Consider the following 16,696-nt stretch of genomic DNA (forward strand, 5'->3'; position numbering starts at 1 on the left):
ATTTCGTAAATTGCCCACATTTATTCGTTTGCTGAACCGTTTTCGCAGCAATTGACGACGGGGGTTTTACGTGGCTTTATAAAGGGAGATGACAAAATAATGTCCAGAAGATTTTCGCATGGGCATAAACAAAAATGATGGGGTGACTGGGTTTTTATGAACGAACAATATTCCGCGTTGCGTAGTAATGTCAGTATGCTCGGCAAAGTGCTTGGAGATACCATCAAAGACGCACTGGGGGAGAACATCCTCGACCGCGTTGAAACCATCCGCAAGCTGTCCAAATCTTCCCGCGCCGGTAACGAGGCCAATCGTCAGGAGCTGCTCACCACCTTGCAGAACCTCTCCAACGATGAGCTGCTGCCCGTTGCCCGCGCCTTCAGCCAGTTCCTGAACCTGGCAAACACCGCTGAGCAATACCACAGCATTTCGCCAAAAGGCGAAGCGGCCAGCAACCCGGAAGTCATTGCCCGCACCCTTCGTAAACTCAAAGACCAGCCCGATCTCAACGAAGCGACCATCAAAAAAGCGGTGGAATCCCTTTCGCTGGAGCTGGTGCTGACCGCACACCCAACCGAAATCACCCGTCGTACGCTGATCCACAAAATGGTGGAAGTGAACAACTGTCTGAAGCAGCTGGATAACAAAGACATTGCCGACTACGAGCGTAACCAGCTTATGCGCCGTCTGCGCCAGCTGATTGCCCAGTCCTGGCACACGGATGAAATTCGTAAGCATCGCCCAAGCCCGGTCGACGAAGCCAAATGGGGCTTTGCGGTGGTGGAAAACAGCCTGTGGGAAGGGGTCCCCAACTACCTGCGCGAGCTGAACGAACAGCTGGAAGAGAACCTGGGCTACCGCCTGCCGGTTGATTTTGTTCCGGTGCGCTTCACCTCCTGGATGGGCGGCGACCGCGACGGCAACCCGAACGTGACGGCGGAAATCACCCGTCACGTCCTGCTGCTGAGCCGCTGGAAAGCGACCGACCTGTTCCTGAAAGATATTCAGGTGCTGATCTCCGAGCTGTCGATGGTGGAAGCCACGCCGGAACTGCGCGCGCTGGCCGGTGAAGAAGGCGCCAGCGAACCGTACCGTTTCCTGATGAAAAAACTGCGCGGTCAGCTGATGGCCACTCAGGCCTGGCTGGAAGCGCGCCTGAAAGGCCAGCGCCTGCCGAAGCCGGAAGGTCTGCTGAGCCAGAACGAACAGCTCTGGGAGCCGCTGTACGCCTGCTATAAATCGCTCCAGGCCTGTGGGATGGGCATCATTGCCAACGGCGAACTGCTCGACACCCTGCGCCGCGTGAAGTGTTTCGGCGTGCCGCTGGTGCGTATAGACGTTCGTCAGGAAAGTACCCGTCATACCGAAGCACTGGGCGAGCTGACCCGCTACCTCGGCATCGGCGACTATGAAAGCTGGTCAGAAGCCGACAAACAGGCGTTCCTGATCCGCGAGCTGAACTCCAAGCGCCCGCTGCTGCCGCGCAACTGGGAGCCAAGCAACGACACCCGCGAAGTGCTCAACACCTGTAAAGCGATCGTGGATGCGCCGAAAGGATCGGTGGCCGCCTATGTGATCTCCATGGCGAAGACCCCGTCCGACGTGCTGGGCGTTCACCTTCTGCTGAAAGAAGCGGGCATTGACTATGCTCTGCCAGTGGCCCCGCTGTTTGAGACCCTCGACGACCTGAACAACGCTAACGACGTGATGACCCAGTTGCTGAACATCGACTGGTATCGCGGCTTTATTCAGGGCAAACAGATGGTGATGATTGGCTATTCCGACTCCGCGAAAGATGCGGGCGTGATGGCAGCCTCCTGGGCGCAGTATCAGGCGCAGGATGCGCTAATCAAAACCTGCGAAAAAGCCGGTATTGAACTGACCCTGTTCCACGGACGCGGCGGCTCCATTGGTCGTGGCGGTGCGCCTGCACACGCAGCGCTGCTCTCTCAACCACCAGGAAGCCTGAAAGGCGGCCTGCGCGTGACCGAGCAGGGTGAGATGATCCGCTTCAAGTACGGCCTGCCGGAAGTGACCATCAGCAGCCTGTCGCTCTATACCAGTGCGATCCTGGAAGCCAACCTGCTGCCGCCGCCGGAGCCAAAAGAGTCCTGGTGCCGGATCATGGACGAGCTGTCTGACATCTCCTGCGACCTCTATCGCGGCTACGTGCGTGAAAACAAAGACTTTGTGCCTTACTTCCGCTCAGCAACGCCTGAGCAGGAGCTGGGTAAACTGCCTCTGGGTTCGCGCCCGGCCAAGCGTCGCCCGACCGGCGGCGTTGAATCGCTGCGCGCCATTCCGTGGATCTTCGCCTGGACGCAAAACCGTCTGATGCTGCCGGCCTGGCTGGGTGCCGGTGCGGCGCTGCAAAAAGTGGTGGAAGACGGAAAGCAGAGCGAACTGGAAACCATGTGCCGCGACTGGCCATTCTTCTCTACCCGTCTGGGCATGCTGGAGATGGTCTTCTCGAAAGCCGACCTGTGGCTGGCGGAATACTACGATCAGCGTCTGGTGAAACCAGAGCTGTGGGCGCTGGGTAAAGAGCTGCGCGAGCTGCTTGAAGGCGATATTAAAGTGGTGCTGGATATCGCTAATGACTCCCACCTGATGGAAGACCTGCCGTGGATCGCCGAGTCTATCCAGCTGCGTAACATCTACACCGACCCGCTGAACGTTTTACAGGCTGAACTGCTGCACCGTTCGCGTCTGGCGGAGGAGGAAGGTAAAGAGCCGGATCCGCGCGTTGAACAGGCGCTGATGGTAACGATAGCAGGCGTTGCGGCAGGTATGCGCAACACAGGTTAATGCTCAGTGCCCGGCAGCGCTACGCTTGCCGGGCACTTCTCGATCTTCCCCCTTCCCTGATCTCCCCCTCAATCTTTGCCACCGGTAAGGCAATCACGTTTCACTTAGACGTAGCGCAACAAATGACCGGCACGCCGGGAGTAGAGTCACTCTTAGTGCAGTTCGAACAGGACAGAATTTACCTCATACACTAAGGGAGTAATGTTATGGACCGTGTCATTCAATCCCCGGGAAAATACATCCAGGGCGCAGATGTTCTCACTCGCCTCGGCGACTACCTGAAGCCGCTGGCAAATCGCTGGCTGGTGGTGGGCGATAAATTTGTGCTGGGTTTTGCTGAAGAAACCCTGCGCCAGAGTTTTAAAAAAGCCGGACTCCATGCCGAAATTGCACCATTTGGTGGCGAATGTTCGCAAAATGAAATCGATCGCCTGAAAAAGCTGGCCGACAGCACTGACTGTCTGGCGGTGCTGGGTATCGGCGGCGGAAAAACGCTGGATACTGCCAAAGCGCTGGCCCACTTTATGGACGTGCCGGTGGCCATTGCCCCGACCATTGCCTCCACCGATGCGCCGTGCAGTGCCCTTTCCGTGATTTATACCGACAGCGGCGAGTTCGATCGCTACCTGATGCTGCCGCACAACCCGAACATGGTGATTGTCGATACCAAAGTGGTGGCGGGCGCACCTGCACGCCTGCTGGCCGCCGGGATTGGCGATGCCCTGGCAACCTGGTTTGAAGCGCGTGCCTGCTCACGTAGCGGCGCGACGACCATGGCAGGCGGCAAGTGCACGCAGGCAGCGTTAGCGCTGGCAGAGCTGTGCTACAACACGCTGGTTGAAGAGGGCGAGAAAGCGATGCTGGCGGCGGCGCATGCCATTCACAACGGCATGACGGCGGTGCCGGATGCGCATCATTTCTACCATGGTGAAAAGGTCGCGTTCGGCACGCTGACGCAACTGGTACTGGAGAACGCGCCGGTTGAAGAAATTGAGACCGTCGCCGCGCTTTGCCACAGTGTTGGGCTGCCGATCACGCTGGCGCAGCTGAATATCAAAGAGGATATTCCGGCCAAAATGCGGCTGATCGCGGAGGCGTCCTGTGCCGAAGGGGAAACCATTCACAACATGCCTGGCGGCGTAACGCCGGATCAGGTCTATGCGGCGCTGCTGGTGGCGGACCAGTACGGACAGCGATTCTTGCAGGAGTGGGAGTAACGAAAAAAGCCGGGTGGCGCTGCGCTTACCCGGCCTACATGGCACTTTAATTTGTAGGCCGGGTAAGGCGTAGCCGCCACCCGGCACAATGGCTACTTCACATCAAACCGGTCCAAATCCATCACTCGCGCCCATGCGGCAACAAAATCACGAACGAACTTCTCGTGTGCATCACTGCTGGCGTAAACTTCGGCCAGCGCACGCAGGACGGCGTTTGAACCGAAGACCAGATCGGCGCGGGTCGCGGTGTATTTCACTTCCCCGCTGGCGCGATCGCTACCGGCAAACAGCTCGTTTGAGTCGTCGGTCGCTTTCCACTGGGTGTTCATATCCAGCAGATTAACGAAGAAGTCGTTGCTCAGCACGCCCTCGCGGTTGGTAAACACGCCATTCTTGCTGCCATCGAAGTTTGCACCCAGTACGCGCAGACCGCCGATCAGCACCGTCAGTTCCGGCGCGGTCAGGGTCAGCTGCTGGGCTTTGTCGATCAGCAGCGACTCCGTAGTGGACACATCCACCTGCGCACGGTAGTTGCGGAAACCGTCAGCAACCGGTTCGAGCAGGTTAAACATCTCGATGTCCGTCTGGTCCTGACGCGCATCCACGCGGCCCGGGGTGAACGGTACGTTGACGTAAACGCCCGCGGCTTTCGCCGCCTGCTCAACGCCCACAACACCCGCCAGCACGATGATATCAGCCAGTGAGGCTTTATTAGTGGTGCGCTGGATTGCTTCCAGAGCCGGTAACGCCCGCACCGCCGCGGCGTTCACATCCCAGTCGCGCTGAGGCGCCAGCGCCAGACGCGCGCCGTTAGCGCCGCCACGCTTGTCGCCGCCGCGGAAGGTCGATGCCGACGCCCAGGCCACGGAAACCAGCTCGCTCACGGAGAGACCAGAGGCCGCGATTTCCGCTTTCAGGCTTTCAATATCTTCCTGCGTCGGATGGAACACCGGCTGAGGCAGCGGATCCTGCCAAATCAGATCTTCTTTCGGTACTTCCGGGCCGATGTACCGCGCTTTTGGCCCCATATCGCGGTGGGTCAGCTTGAACCACGCGCGCGCAAAGGCTTCGTTGAAGGCCTGCGGATCGTTCAGGAAGCGACGGGAAATTTTCTCGAATTCCGGGTCAAAACGCAGCGTCAGATCGGTGACCAGCATGGTTGGCTTGCGTTTTTTCGACGGGTCGAACGGGTCAGGCATAATTTCCGGCGCATCCACGGCTTCGAACTGAATTGCGCCCGCCGGGCTACGCGTCTGCACCCATTCGTATTTGAACAGGTTCTCGAAGAAGTAGTTGCTCCACTGGGTCGGGGTTTGAGTCCAGATAACTTCCAGCCCGGAGGTGATGGCGTCAGCGCCAATACCGGTGCCGTGCGTGCTGGCCCAGCCCAGGCCCTGCGCTTCAATCGGCGACGCTTCCGGGTCAGTGCCCACGTGCGTGGCTTCACCTGCGCCGTGCGTTTTACCGAGCGTATGTCCGCCCGCAATCAGCGCGACGGTCTCTTCGTCATTCATGCCCATGTTGCCAAAGGTAGCGCGGATCGCCGCCGCCGCAGATAGCGGTTCACCGCTGGCGTTCGGCCCTTCCGGGTTAACGTAAATCAGGCCCATTTCGGTGGCCGCAAGCGGGCGCTTCGCCAGCGCTTCCGGGTCACGGTGGGTCAGCCAGGCTTTTTCATCGCCCCAGTTCACGTCCAGATCCGGTTCCCAGACGTCTTCACGCCCGGCACCGAAACCAAAGGTGCGGAAGCCGGAGTTCTCCAGCGCCACGTTACCCGCGAGGATAAAGAGGTCAGCCCAGGAGATTTTTTGTCCGTATTTTTGCTTAATTGGCCACAGCAGGCGGCGAGCCTTATCCAGGCTGACGTTATCCGGCCAGGAGTTCAGCGGTGCAAAGCGTTGCTGACCGCGTCCGGCGCCGCCGCGACCGTCAACGGAGCGATAGGTACCCGCACCGTGCCAGGCCATACGGATAAACAGGCCCGCATAGCTGCCCCAGTCGGCAGGCCACCACGGTTGTGAGTCGGTTAACAGTGCTTTGAGATCGCCCTTAAGGGCGGAATAGTCGAGCTTGCTGAATTCTTTGCGGTAGTCGAAGTCTTCACCCAGAGGGTTAGAACGGCTGGAGTGTTGATTAAGTAGATCGATGCGAAGTTGTTTAGGCCACCATTCTTTGCTGCCGGTACCTGCACCCGCGCTATGATCGACGCCGCCCTGGTGGAACGGACATTTGCCGGCGGATGCCGCGTTATTGGTCTCGTCTGACATGCTCATCGCTATGCTCCCTTTACAGTGTTACCGTTACGATATACACCACTAGCGATAAGAGATAGTTGAATTAATCCACAGATTCGATAGCTAATACCTTTTAACTCTCCGTTCGATTAAAAAACCCTCATTTTATGAGGGTTTTTTACTTTACAGCGCCGGGCGAACACCGAGCGTATGGCAAATGGCGTAGCTCATTTCCGCGCGGTTCAGGGTATAGAAATGGAAATCTTTCACCCCTTCGCGACTTAAAATCTTCACCATGTCCATCGCGATATTGGCCCCCACCAGCTTACGGGTTTCCGGATCGTCGTCCAGCCCTTCGTACATTTTGGACATCCACAGCGGAATGCGCACGTTGGTCATATCCGCGAATTTCTTCGCCTGTTTGAAGTTCGAGACCGGCAGAATGCCAGGAATGATTTCGACATCAATACCCGCCGAGACGCAGCGGTCGCGAAAGCGCAGGTAGCTTTCCACGTCAAAGAAGAACTGAGTAATCGCGCGGTTAGCACCGGCCTCCACTTTACGCTTCAGGTTGAGCAGATCCGCCTGGGCGCTTTTGGCTTCCGGGTGAACTTCAGGGTAGGCAGCCACGGAGATATCAAAGTCGGCAACGTCTTTCAGCAGCCCGACCAGATCGGTGGCATACATCTCCGGCTTGCCGCTGCCTGGCGGGAGGTCGCCGCGCAGGGCCACAATGTGGCGAATGCCGTTATTCCAGTAGTCCTGGGCAATGGCGCGCAGTTCATCACGGGTGGCGTCGATACAGGTCAGGTGCGGTGCCGCTTCCAGACCGGTTCGATCTTTAATGCCCTTAATGATGCTGTGCGTGCGGTCACGCTCACCGGAGTTGGCGCCGTAGGTTACGGAGACGAACTTCGGCTTCAGGCTGCTCAGGCGATCGATAGAGCTCCACAGGGTTTGCTCCATTTCACTGGTGCGCGGCGGGAAAAATTCAAAAGAGACGTTAATCTGGCCGTTTACTTCGGCCAGGCTCTGATTCAGGGCTTCCCGCTGGTTGGCGTGAAAAAAGCTCATACCTTACCTCTATCTTTCGCGTGTCGTTGTTTGTTGTGTTGTGAACTTCTATACGTTTAGACGTCCAGATGTAAAAATGACGGAAAAGCGGGATAACGTCAACAGAAATAATCAACATTAACGGTGAGGTTTGTTCAGGAAAGATGAAGGGCGTTCATGATGGGGGTGAGTGCGGTCTGCTGCCCTCACCCTAACCCTCTCCCACGGGGAGAGGGAACAAGCGAAATTACAGCAGCTTAGCCAGACGATTAATATCAGACTGAATGGCTCCGGCGGTGACATCGCGTCCCGCGCCCGGGCCACGGATCACCAGCGGGTTATCGCGATACCAGCGGCTTTCGATGGCGAAGACGTTATCGCACGGCAGGAGCGCCGCCAGCGGATGTTCAGGACGCACCGCCTCCACGCCCACGCGCGCTTTACCGTTCGCCTCGAAACGCGCCACGTAACGCAGCACCAGGCCCATCTCGTTAGCCGCTTCCAGACGTTGCACCATCTGCTCGTTCAGCTCGTCACCGTTCTCGAAGAAGTGATCGACGGACCCCTCCTCGCAGCCCGCAGGCACCAGAGACTCAACGCGTACCTGACCCGGCTCAATGTCGTAGCCGGCTTCACGCGCCAGGATCACCAGCTTACGCATCACATCTTTACCGGCAAGGTCAACGCGCGGATCCGGCTCGGTTAAGCCCTGCTGCCACGCCTGATCCACCAGGTCGGTGAACGGAACGGTGCCATCAAACTGCAAAAACAGCCAGGAGAGCGTGCCGGAGAAGATCCCGCTCAGCGCCAGAATGCTGTCGCCGCTTTCAATCAGGTCGCGCACGGTATGGTTCACCGGCAGGCCCGCGCCAACGGTGGCGTTATACAGCCAGTGACGGCCCGTTTTTTCGAACGCGTCGTGGATCTGACGGTATTTATCAGTGCTGCTCGCGCCCGCCAGCTTGTTGGCGCTGATGACGTGGAAACCGTGGCTGGCGAAATCCAGATACTGATCGGCCAGCTGTTCGCTGGCAGTCACGTCCAGCACCACCAGATCGTCGTACGGGTGCGCGCGCATCCACAGGAACAGCGACTCTTCATCCTGCTCAACCGCTTCATCGTTAAAGAAGGCCAGCGCCCGGCTGGCGTCCAGCCCTTCGTAGTTCAGCAGGCTGCGGCGGCTGTCCACCACCCCTGCCAGAATAAATTCAAACCCGGTACGCGCCGAAAGCGTTACCTGCTCGCGGGCGAACAGCTCCAGCCAGCGGGAACCGATATTCCCTTTCCCGAACAGTACCAGGCCGATGCGTTTTTCCGCGCGGAACAGGGAGGTGTGCAGACCCTGAATCAGGCTTTCGGTTGGCCCTTTACGCAGCACGGCAACCAGACTGATGCCCTCTTCCGACTGCCAGGTGAACTCCACCGGCTGACCTTTCAGTTGCTGCCAGAAGCGGTGGCAGTGGAGCGGGTTACGGGTGACGCCCGCGCCCACCATCGCCACCAGCGCCAGCCCCTGACGCAGGCGAAGCTCGCCCGGCAGGCCCGCTTCATCCAGAATTTTCAGGGCGCTGTCCACCACTTCAGCGGTATAGCAGAACTGCAACAGCTGACGATCGTTATGTACGCCAACGGCCAGCGGACGCACCTGGGCACGTTTCAGGATGGTGTCGATATCTTTGTGGGCCAGTTTGAAATCCTGGCCCGCAGGCACCTGGAACTCAATCAGGCAGATGTCATCATGGCTGGTGACAATGCGCGCGCCCGTACCGGATGCCAGCACGCGCTCGATGCGGGTGGAACCCTGATCCGGCGTGTAGCTACAGCGTAGTTGCAGGTCGATGTCGCTGCCGGAAACCGGCTGTAGCGTGCGCGCGTGCAGCACCGGGGCCGCCAGACGCGCCAGTTCGCTCGCTTCGTCGAGACGCAGCAGCGGCAGCAGGCAGGCATCTTTTACTTTGCGCGGGTCCGCGCTGTAGACACCGGCCACGTCGCTCCAGATGGTGACGCGGGACACGCCCGCCAGGGCGCCAATCTGCGTTGCCGAGTAGTCAGAGCCGTTACGGCCCAGCAGAACGGTTTCGCCCGCGTTGCTGCGGCTGATAAAACCGGTGACGACAATACGTTTACCAGGATGTTGCACCAGCAGCTGTTGCAGCAGCGGGTAAGACAACCCTTCGTCCACCTGCGGCTGTGCGGCACGTTCGGCACGCAGGAAATCACGCGCGTCGAGCCAGGCGGCTTCCACACCAAGATGTTGCAGCACGGCGGCCATCAGGCGCGCAGACCACACTTCACCGTGGCCAACCACTTCCGCATACACTGCATCGGTAATGCCGCTGTCCAGCAGAGCGGCCAGACGCTCAAGGTCGTGCGTAAAAGCGCTAATCAGCCCATCCGCCACGTCCGCAGGCAGCAAACCGGCAATCAGTTCACTCTGGTAACGACGTAAGGACTGTTGCACCTGATGCGCAGAGAGGCGATCGGTCTGGCTCAGTTTCAGCCAGCTAATCAACTGATTGGTGGTGCTGCCCGCCGCAGAGACAACCATCATGTCCCCCGGCTGTGAATACTCGGTCATGATCCCTGCGACACGCAGGTAACATTTCACATCAGCAAGACTACTACCACCAAACTTGTGCAGCTGACGACCCTTCGTCCCTGCCTGCGCTATCACACTCATGATTACCCCTTGGCTGCGACCCGGAAGCCATTTTCCAGATCGGCAATTAAATCTTCAGAATCTTCAATACCGGTCGAGATACGCAGCAGCGTCTCGGAAATCCCGGCGGCGGCACGTGCTTCGGGTGCCATACCTGCGTGCGTCATGGTTGCGGCGTGGGAGATCAAGCTTTCTACTCCCCCTAAGGATTCCGCCAGCGTAAACAATGACAACCCGCTCAGGAAGCGACGCAGCGTTTGCTCGTCACCGTCCAGTTCAAAACTTAACATCGCGCCAAATCCTTTCTGTTGGCGCGCGGCAATCTCGTGCCCCTGATTTTCCGGCAGCGACGGGTGATAAAGCTTCTTCACCAGCGGCTGGGTTTTCAGGAAATCCACGATCGCCTGGGCATTACGCTGCGCCACGTCCATACGCGGCGACAGCGTACGGATGCCGCGCAACAGCAAATAGCTGTCGAACGCGCCCGCGGTGACGCCAATGTTATTGGCCCACCATGCCAGTTCGGTGACTACCTCAGGATCTTTGGCAATCACCACACCTGCTACTACGTCAGAATGGCCGTTCAGATATTTAGTGCATGAATGCAACACCAGATCGGCGCCCAGTGCCAGTGGGTTCTGAAGGGCCGGACTGAGGAACGTATTATCCACTACACTTATCGCTCCCGCATCCCTTGCGAGCTGACAAATTTTCGCAATATCGACTACGCGCAACAATGGATTGCTTGGACTTTCCACCAGCACCAGCTTCGGCTGCTCGGCAAGCGCCTGTTTCAGCGCCTGTTCGTCGTTTTGATCGACAAACAGCACACGGTAGCAGCCACGTTTCGCCAGGCTATCAAACAGACGATAGCTGCCGCCATAACAGTCGTGCGGCGCCACCAGCAGATCGCCAGGTTTCAGGAACACCGTAGTCACCAGGTGAATGGCAGACATGCCGGTATTGGTTAATACCGCACCCGCGCCGCCTTCCAGTTCCGCCAGCGCGCGCTGGGTGACGTCACGCGTAGGATTGCCGCGACGCGAGTAGTCATGCGCGCGGGGTTCATTAAATCCGGTGAAATTATAGGTGCTGGAGAGATGAATTGGCGGGACAACGCAGCCGTACTGCTCGTCATCATTCAATCCGCTACGCACTGCGATGGTGGCCTGTTTACGCGTCATGGTGAGGCTTCCTGGCGAATGAGGTGAAAAGTCAGGCACCAGAGTAAACATTGAAAGTATGGACGTCAATACATCTGGACATCTAAACTTCTTTGCGTATAGATTGAGCAATGTGCAAATAGCCGTTAAAATTATATGCTTTAGGACACGCTACAGCGGCAATATCCGTGCCTCGGTATCGTCTCTACGGTAAACTACGCAAGATTACGGTTCAAAACTGATGGTTACCGGTTTTGCACCTTTAGATTAATGACTGAGAGGATTAAAGGTATCTCATGGCTGAATGGAGCGGCGAATATATCAGCCCATACGCTGAGCACGGTAAGAAGAGTGAGCAAGTCAAGAAAATCACGGTGTCCATTCCTCTGAAGGTGTTGAAGATCCTCACCGATGAACGTACGCGTCGTCAGGTGAACAACCTGCGTCACGCCACCAACAGCGAACTGCTGTGCGAAGCGTTCCTGCATGCGTTTACCGGCCAACCGTTGCCGAACGATGACGATCTGCGCAAAGAGCGCAGTGACGAAATTCCAGAAGAGGCGAAGGTGATCATGCGTGAACTGGGTATCGACCCGGATACGTGGGAATACTGATAAGCGGATACAAAAAAGGCACCTTGCGGTGCCTTTTTTTCGGGAAACTTATTTAGCGCCCGGGATGCTGAAACGCTTGTTGAAGCGGTCAACACGGCCACCAGTTGCAACATCACGCTGCTTACCAGTGTAGAACGGGTGGCATTTGCCGCACACGTCCAGGTTCAGATCGTGACCCACGGTAGAGCGGATCTGGATAGAGTTACCGCAAGAGCAGTTTGCAGTAATCATTTCGTATTTCGGGTGAATATCTTTTTTCATGGGAGAACCTCAGTTAAGGCCGCGTCGCTCTTCCAGCCCTAACGCCAGACACCACGCGATGTTGAATGTAAGTTCTTTGGCGTAAAATACACCAAAGGCGGCGAATCATACAGAATTTGACCAACGTATGCAAACTGATCCGCACGCCGCTTTCACTAATGTGTATACTAACGCGCCACTTTTCAAGTCAGGAAGATTCGATGCCCGTCGCTCACGTTGCCCTGCCCGTTCCGCTTCCCCGCACCTTTGACTACCTGCTGCCCGACAGCATGAGCGCCAAAGCGGGCTGTCGCGTGACCGTGCCGTTTGGCAAACAGCAGCGCGTGGGGATCGTGGTGTCCGTCAGCGAACACAGCGAACTGCCGCTTAACGAGCTGAAATCGGTTGTTGAGGTGCTGGACAGCGAGCCGGTTTACTCCACCAGCACCTGGCGGCTGCTGCTGTGGGCGGCAGATTATTATCATCATCCGATTGGCGACGTGCTGTTCCATGCCCTGCCCATTATGCTGCGCCAGGGCAAGAGCGCCAGCCACGCGCCAATGTGGTACTGGTTTGCCACCGAGCAGGGCCAGGCTGTGGACATTAACAGCCTGAAGCGCTCGCAGAAACAGCAGCAGGCGCTGGCCGCGCTGCGCCAGGGAAAAATCTGGCGCCATCAGGTCGACGAGCTTGAGGTAAGCGAAACCGCGTTGCAGGCATTAAGGAAGAAAGGGTTGAGCGAGCTGGCCAGTGAAGCACCTGCCCTTCACGACTGGCGCGACGGCTTTTCCGTCTCGGGCGATCGCCTGCGTCTGAATACCGAGCAGGCCACCGCCGTGGGCGCGATTCACAGCGCCGCCGACCATTTTTCCGCCTGGCTGCTGGCGGGCGTCACCGGATCCGGTAAAACCGAAGTGTATCTGAGCGTGCTGGAAAACGTGCTCGCGCAGGGCAAACAGGCGCTGGTGATGGTGCCGGAAATCGGCCTGACGCCGCAAACCATCGCGCGTTTTCGTGAACGCTTTAATGCGCCCGTTGAGGTCCTGCACTCCGGCCTGAACGACAGCGAGCGCCTCAGCGCCTGGCTGAAAGCGAAAAACGGCGAAGCAGCAATTGTGATCGGCACCCGTTCATCGCTGTTTACGCCCTTTAAAAATCTCGGCGTTATCGTAATCGATGAAGAGCATGACAGCTCCTATAAACAGCAGGAAGGCTGGCGCTATCACGCCCGCGACTTAGCCGTGTACCGCGCCCACAGCGAGCAAATCCCCATTATTCTCGGGTCCGCCACCCCTGCGCTTGAAACGCTGCACAACGTTCGCCAGCGTAAATACCACATGCTGCGCCTGACGCGCCGTGCGGGGAATGCCCGCCCGGCCATTCAGCATGTGCTGGATTTGAAAGGCCAGCAGGTGCAGGCCGGGTTAGCGCCTGCGCTGATTAGCCGCATGCGCCAGCATTTGCAGGCGGGCAACCAGGTGATCCTGTTCCTGAACCGCCGCGGCTTCGCGCCTGCGCTGCTGTGCCACGACTGCGGCTGGATCGCGGAGTGCCCGCGCTGCGATCACTACTACACCTTCCACCAGGCTCAGCGCCATTTACGCTGCCACCACTGCGACAGCCAGCGTCCGGTCCCCCGTCAATGCCCGTCCTGCGGCTCAACGCACATCGTGCCGGTCGGTCTGGGAACGGAACAGCTTGAACAGGCGCTCGCGCCCTTCTTCCCGGACGTACCCATCTCCCGTATCGACAGGGATACCACCAGCCGTAAAGGGGCGCTGGAGCAGCAGCTGGCGGAAGTGCATCGCGGCGGCGCGCGCATCCTGATTGGTACTCAGATGCTGGCGAAAGGGCACCACTTCCCGGACGTGACGCTGGTCGCCCTGCTGGACGTCGACGGCGCGCTGTTCTCCGCGGATTTTCGCTCCGCCGAGCGTTTCGCCCAGCTTTATACCCAGGTTGCCGGTCGCGCTGGTCGAGCGGGTAAGCAGGGCGAGGTGGTGCTGCAAACGCACCACCCTGAACATCCGCTGCTGCAAACTCTGCTGCACAAAGGCTATGACGCCTTCGCGGACCAGGCGCTGGCCGAACGTCAGACGATGCAGCTTCCCCCATGGACCAGCCACGTTATCATCCGTGCGGAAGATCATAATAACCAGCAGGCTCCGCTGTTCCTGCAACAGCTGAGAAACCTCCTGCAAGCCAGCCCGCTGGTGGATAATCAGCTGTGGATTTTAGGCCCGGTACCCGCGCTCGTCCCGAAACGCGGGGGCCGTTTCCGCTGGCAACTCTTACTTCAGCACCCCTCGCGTATCCGTTTACAGCAGATCGTCAGCGGCACGCTGGCGCTGATCAATACCCTACCGGAAGCGCGAAAAGTGAAGTGGGTTCTTGACGTCGATCCGATTGAAGGCTGAAGACGGATCGAAAAATTTAATGCGCCTCACACTTTTTATGAAAATTCTGTAACCGATTCCATTAACTATCTGTAAAAATGGTGCTGTCCGCAGTTCGGTGTTCAGGCGAGGAGAAGACGTTGAAGTCCAGGAAAGAGGTTGCCTCGGCGACCATGAAAGACGTTGCCGAGAAAGCACAAGTCTCAACAGCAACCGTGTCCCGCGCATTGATGAACCCTGACAAAGTCTCCCAGGCGACCCGAAACCGGGTTGAAAAGGCGGCGCTTGAGGTCGGTTATTTCCCGCAAGCCATGGGGCGCAACGTTAAACGCAACGAATCCCGCACCATCCTGGTGATCGTGCCGGATATCTGCGATCCCTTCTTCAGCGAAATCATCCGCGGCATTGAGGTCACGGCCGCCGCCCAGGGCTATCTGGTGCTGATTGGCGATTGTGCTCACCAGAACCAGCAGGAAAAAACGTTCATCGACCTGATCATCACCAAGCAGATTGATGGCATGCTGCTGCTTGGCTCACGCCTGCCGTTTGATGCCAGCATTGAAGAACAGCGCAATTTACCGCCGATGGTCATGGCGAACGAATTCGCGCCGGAGCTGGAGCTGCCAACCGTTCATATCGATAACCTCACCGCCGCATTCAACGCCGTGAACTATCTTCAGGAACTGGGGCATAAGCGTATCGGCTGTATCGCCGGACCAGAAGAGATGCCGCTGTGTCATTACCGCTTGCAGGGCTACGTTCAGGCGCTGCGCCGTACCGGGGCTATCGTCGATCCGCACTACATTGCGCGCGGTGATTTCACCTTTGAAGCGGGCGGGCAGGCGCTGGAAAAATTGCTGGCCTTGCCAGAACCGCCCACCGCGGTCTTCTGCCACAGCGACGTGATGGCGCTGGGGGCGTTATCCTACGCCAAACGTCACGGCCTGCGCGTGCCGCAGGACCTGTCGATAATCGGTTTTGATAATATTTCACTTTCGGAGTTCTGCGATCCGCCGCTTTCGACCGTTGCACAGCCGCGGTATGACATCGGCCGTGAAGCGATGCTGCTTTTGCTGGATCAGCTGCACGGTCAATCAGTTAGCAGTGGGTCACGACTACTGGATTGTGAGCTGATTGTGCGCGGCTCTACCCAGGCATTAACTTAAAGTAAATACCTTTCGACACCCTTATCTGGTCAAAGCCCCGTCGCTTAAGTAACATGGCGGGCTGACGAACGAATAAATACAGCGAAACGATAGTGGCACAACGAGATTATGTACGTCGCGGCCAGCCGGCACCTTCGCGACGCAAAAAGAGTAGTTCAAAAAGCAAGCAACGCAGCCTGTCTGCTGTCTCCCCAGCTATGGTCGCCATTGCTGCGGCTGTGCTGGTGGCCTTTATTGGCGGCCTCTACTTCATTACGCATCATAAAAAAGAAGAGTCTGAAGCCCTTCAGGGTAATAAGGTCGTCGGCAACGGCCTGCCGCCGAAGCCTGAAGAGCGCTGGCGCTACATTAAAGAGCTGGAAAGCCGCCAGCCTGGCGTACGTGCGCCTACCGAGCCTTCTGCCGGGGGTGAAGTAAAGAATGCCGATCAGCTGACGGACGAACAGCGTCAATTGCTCGCTCAGATGCAGGCGGACATGCGCCAGCAGCCTACGCAGCTGAACGAAGTACCGTGGAACGAACAAACCCCGGCGCAGCGTCAGCAAACGTTGCAGCGCCAGCGTCAGGCTCAGCAGCAAACGCAACAGCAGCAGTGGACGCAGACGCAGCCGGTACAGCAGCCGCGTACACAACCGCAGCAGCAGACGCGTACCGTACAAACTCAGCCTGTCCAGCAGCAACCGAAGGCGCAGCCGCAGAAGCAAACGGCACAGCCGTATCAGGATCTGTTGCAGACGCCTGCGCATACCACTGCGCAACAGCCAAAAACGCAGCAGGCTGCGCCGGTTACCAAAGAGACCGAGGCACCGAAGCAGACGGCTGAGAAAAAAGATGAACGCCGCTGGATGGTTCAGTGCGGTTCGTTTAAAGGCGCCGAACAGGCAGAAACGGTGCGTGCTCAGCTGGCATTTGAAGGATTTGACTCACGCATTACCACCAACAACGGCTGGAATCGCGTAGTGATTGGACCGGTCAAAGGCAAAGAAAACGCAGACGGCACCATTTCCCGTTTGAAAGTGGCTGGCCACACAAACTGCATTCGACTCGCCTCCGGGGGTTGAAACCCCCAAAATCCCCCCCATCTATCATTTAATTCAGCCCTGAGCACAGGCTCAGGGCTTCTGTTTCCCGAATCTGTAACCAGGG

Annotated in this window: 11 protein-coding genes; 6 read left to right on the forward strand and 5 right to left on the reverse strand. The window is 57.9% G+C overall.

Annotation, left to right across the window (positions count from 1 at the left end; all coding sequences use genetic code 11):
- The first annotated feature begins 156 nt into the window (after positions 1–156).
- Positions 157–2,808, forward strand: coding sequence for a phosphoenolpyruvate carboxylase (gene ppc, locus ACWKXX_RS18555; RefSeq protein WP_017383108.1), 2,652 nt, complete (start codon positions 157–159; stop codon positions 2,806–2,808).
- A gap of 206 nt (positions 2,809–3,014) precedes the next feature.
- Complete coding sequence (locus ACWKXX_RS18560) at positions 3,015–4,025, forward strand: glycerol dehydrogenase (protein ID WP_063158456.1); 1,011 nt, start codon at positions 3,015–3,017, stop codon at positions 4,023–4,025.
- A 92-nt stretch (positions 4,026–4,117) separates the two neighbouring features.
- Here the strand turns inward: ACWKXX_RS18560 and katG are convergent, their stop codons facing one another.
- The 4 genes from katG to metB form a co-directional block, all read right to left on the reverse strand.
- On the reverse strand, positions 4,118–6,298 hold the full coding sequence (katG, locus tag ACWKXX_RS18565) for a catalase/peroxidase HPI (protein ID WP_261665898.1): 2,181 nt from the start codon (positions 6,296–6,298) through the stop codon (positions 4,118–4,120).
- Between the two features lie 144 nt (positions 6,299–6,442).
- Positions 6,443–7,333 carry a methylenetetrahydrofolate reductase gene (metF, locus tag ACWKXX_RS18570; RefSeq protein ID WP_032104303.1) on the reverse strand — a complete coding sequence of 297 codons (891 nt, stop codon included), beginning with the start codon at positions 7,331–7,333 and terminating at the stop codon, positions 6,443–6,445.
- A gap of 226 nt (positions 7,334–7,559) precedes the next feature.
- On the reverse strand, positions 7,560–9,992 hold the full coding sequence (locus tag ACWKXX_RS18575) for a bifunctional aspartate kinase/homoserine dehydrogenase II (RefSeq protein ID WP_017383103.1): 2,433 nt from the start codon (positions 9,990–9,992) through the stop codon (positions 7,560–7,562).
- 2 nt (positions 9,993–9,994) lie between these two features.
- Positions 9,995–11,155 (reverse strand): cystathionine gamma-synthase, encoded by a 1,161-nt coding sequence (gene metB / locus ACWKXX_RS18580; protein WP_015569951.1) that lies wholly within the window; start codon positions 11,153–11,155, stop codon positions 9,995–9,997.
- Positions 11,156–11,430: 275 nt separating this feature from the next.
- On the opposite strand from metB, the gene metJ reads away from it, so the two are divergent.
- Positions 11,431–11,748 (forward strand): met regulon transcriptional regulator MetJ, encoded by a 318-nt coding sequence (metJ, locus tag ACWKXX_RS18585; protein ID WP_006179183.1) that lies wholly within the window; start codon positions 11,431–11,433, stop codon positions 11,746–11,748.
- Positions 11,749–11,796: 48 nt separating this feature from the next.
- Here the strand turns inward: metJ and rpmE are convergent, their stop codons facing one another.
- A complete protein-coding gene (gene rpmE, locus ACWKXX_RS18590) occupies positions 11,797–12,009 on the reverse strand; it encodes a 50S ribosomal protein L31 (protein ID WP_003862040.1) in 213 nt (70 codons plus the stop codon).
- A gap of 200 nt (positions 12,010–12,209) precedes the next feature.
- On the opposite strand from rpmE, the gene priA reads away from it, so the two are divergent.
- The 3 genes from priA to ftsN all read left to right on the forward strand — a co-directional run bounded on the left by priA (position 12,210) and on the right by ftsN (position 16,611).
- Positions 12,210–14,405 (forward strand): primosomal protein N', encoded by a 2,196-nt coding sequence (priA, locus tag ACWKXX_RS18595; RefSeq protein WP_261665897.1) that lies wholly within the window; start codon positions 12,210–12,212, stop codon positions 14,403–14,405.
- Positions 14,406–14,524: 119 nt separating this feature from the next.
- Complete coding sequence (gene cytR, locus ACWKXX_RS18600) at positions 14,525–15,550, forward strand: DNA-binding transcriptional regulator CytR (RefSeq protein ID WP_017383100.1); 1,026 nt, start codon at positions 14,525–14,527, stop codon at positions 15,548–15,550.
- A 92-nt stretch (positions 15,551–15,642) separates the two neighbouring features.
- Complete coding sequence (gene ftsN, locus ACWKXX_RS18605) at positions 15,643–16,611, forward strand: cell division protein FtsN (RefSeq protein ID WP_017383099.1); 969 nt, start codon at positions 15,643–15,645, stop codon at positions 16,609–16,611.
- Positions 16,612–16,696: the final 85 nt, after the last annotated feature.

Source organism: Enterobacter sp. UPMP2061 (assembly GCF_053709615.1).

What these genes read in the sequence shown, in the direction of transcription:
- rpmE (WP_003862040.1), bottom strand. Translation starts at nt 12,009, where the DNA reads ATGAAAAAAGATATTCACCCGAAATACGAAATGATTACTGCAAACTGC.
- metB (WP_015569951.1), bottom strand. Translation starts at nt 11,155, where the DNA reads ATGACGCGTAAACAGGCCACCATCGCAGTGCGTAGCGGATTGAATGAT.
- katG (WP_261665898.1), bottom strand. Translation starts at nt 6,298, where the DNA reads ATGAGCATGTCAGACGAGACCAATAACGCGGCATCCGCCGGCAAATGT.
- metJ (WP_006179183.1), top strand. Translation starts at nt 11,431, where the DNA reads ATGGCTGAATGGAGCGGCGAATATATCAGCCCATACGCTGAGCACGGT.
- ACWKXX_RS18575 (WP_017383103.1), bottom strand. Translation starts at nt 9,992, where the DNA reads ATGAGTGTGATAGCGCAGGCAGGGACGAAGGGTCGTCAGCTGCACAAG.
- priA (WP_261665897.1), top strand. Translation starts at nt 12,210, where the DNA reads ATGCCCGTCGCTCACGTTGCCCTGCCCGTTCCGCTTCCCCGCACCTTT.
- ACWKXX_RS18560 (WP_063158456.1), top strand. Translation starts at nt 3,015, where the DNA reads ATGGACCGTGTCATTCAATCCCCGGGAAAATACATCCAGGGCGCAGAT.
- metF (WP_032104303.1), bottom strand. Translation starts at nt 7,333, where the DNA reads ATGAGCTTTTTTCACGCCAACCAGCGGGAAGCCCTGAATCAGAGCCTG.
- ppc (WP_017383108.1), top strand. Translation starts at nt 157, where the DNA reads ATGAACGAACAATATTCCGCGTTGCGTAGTAATGTCAGTATGCTCGGC.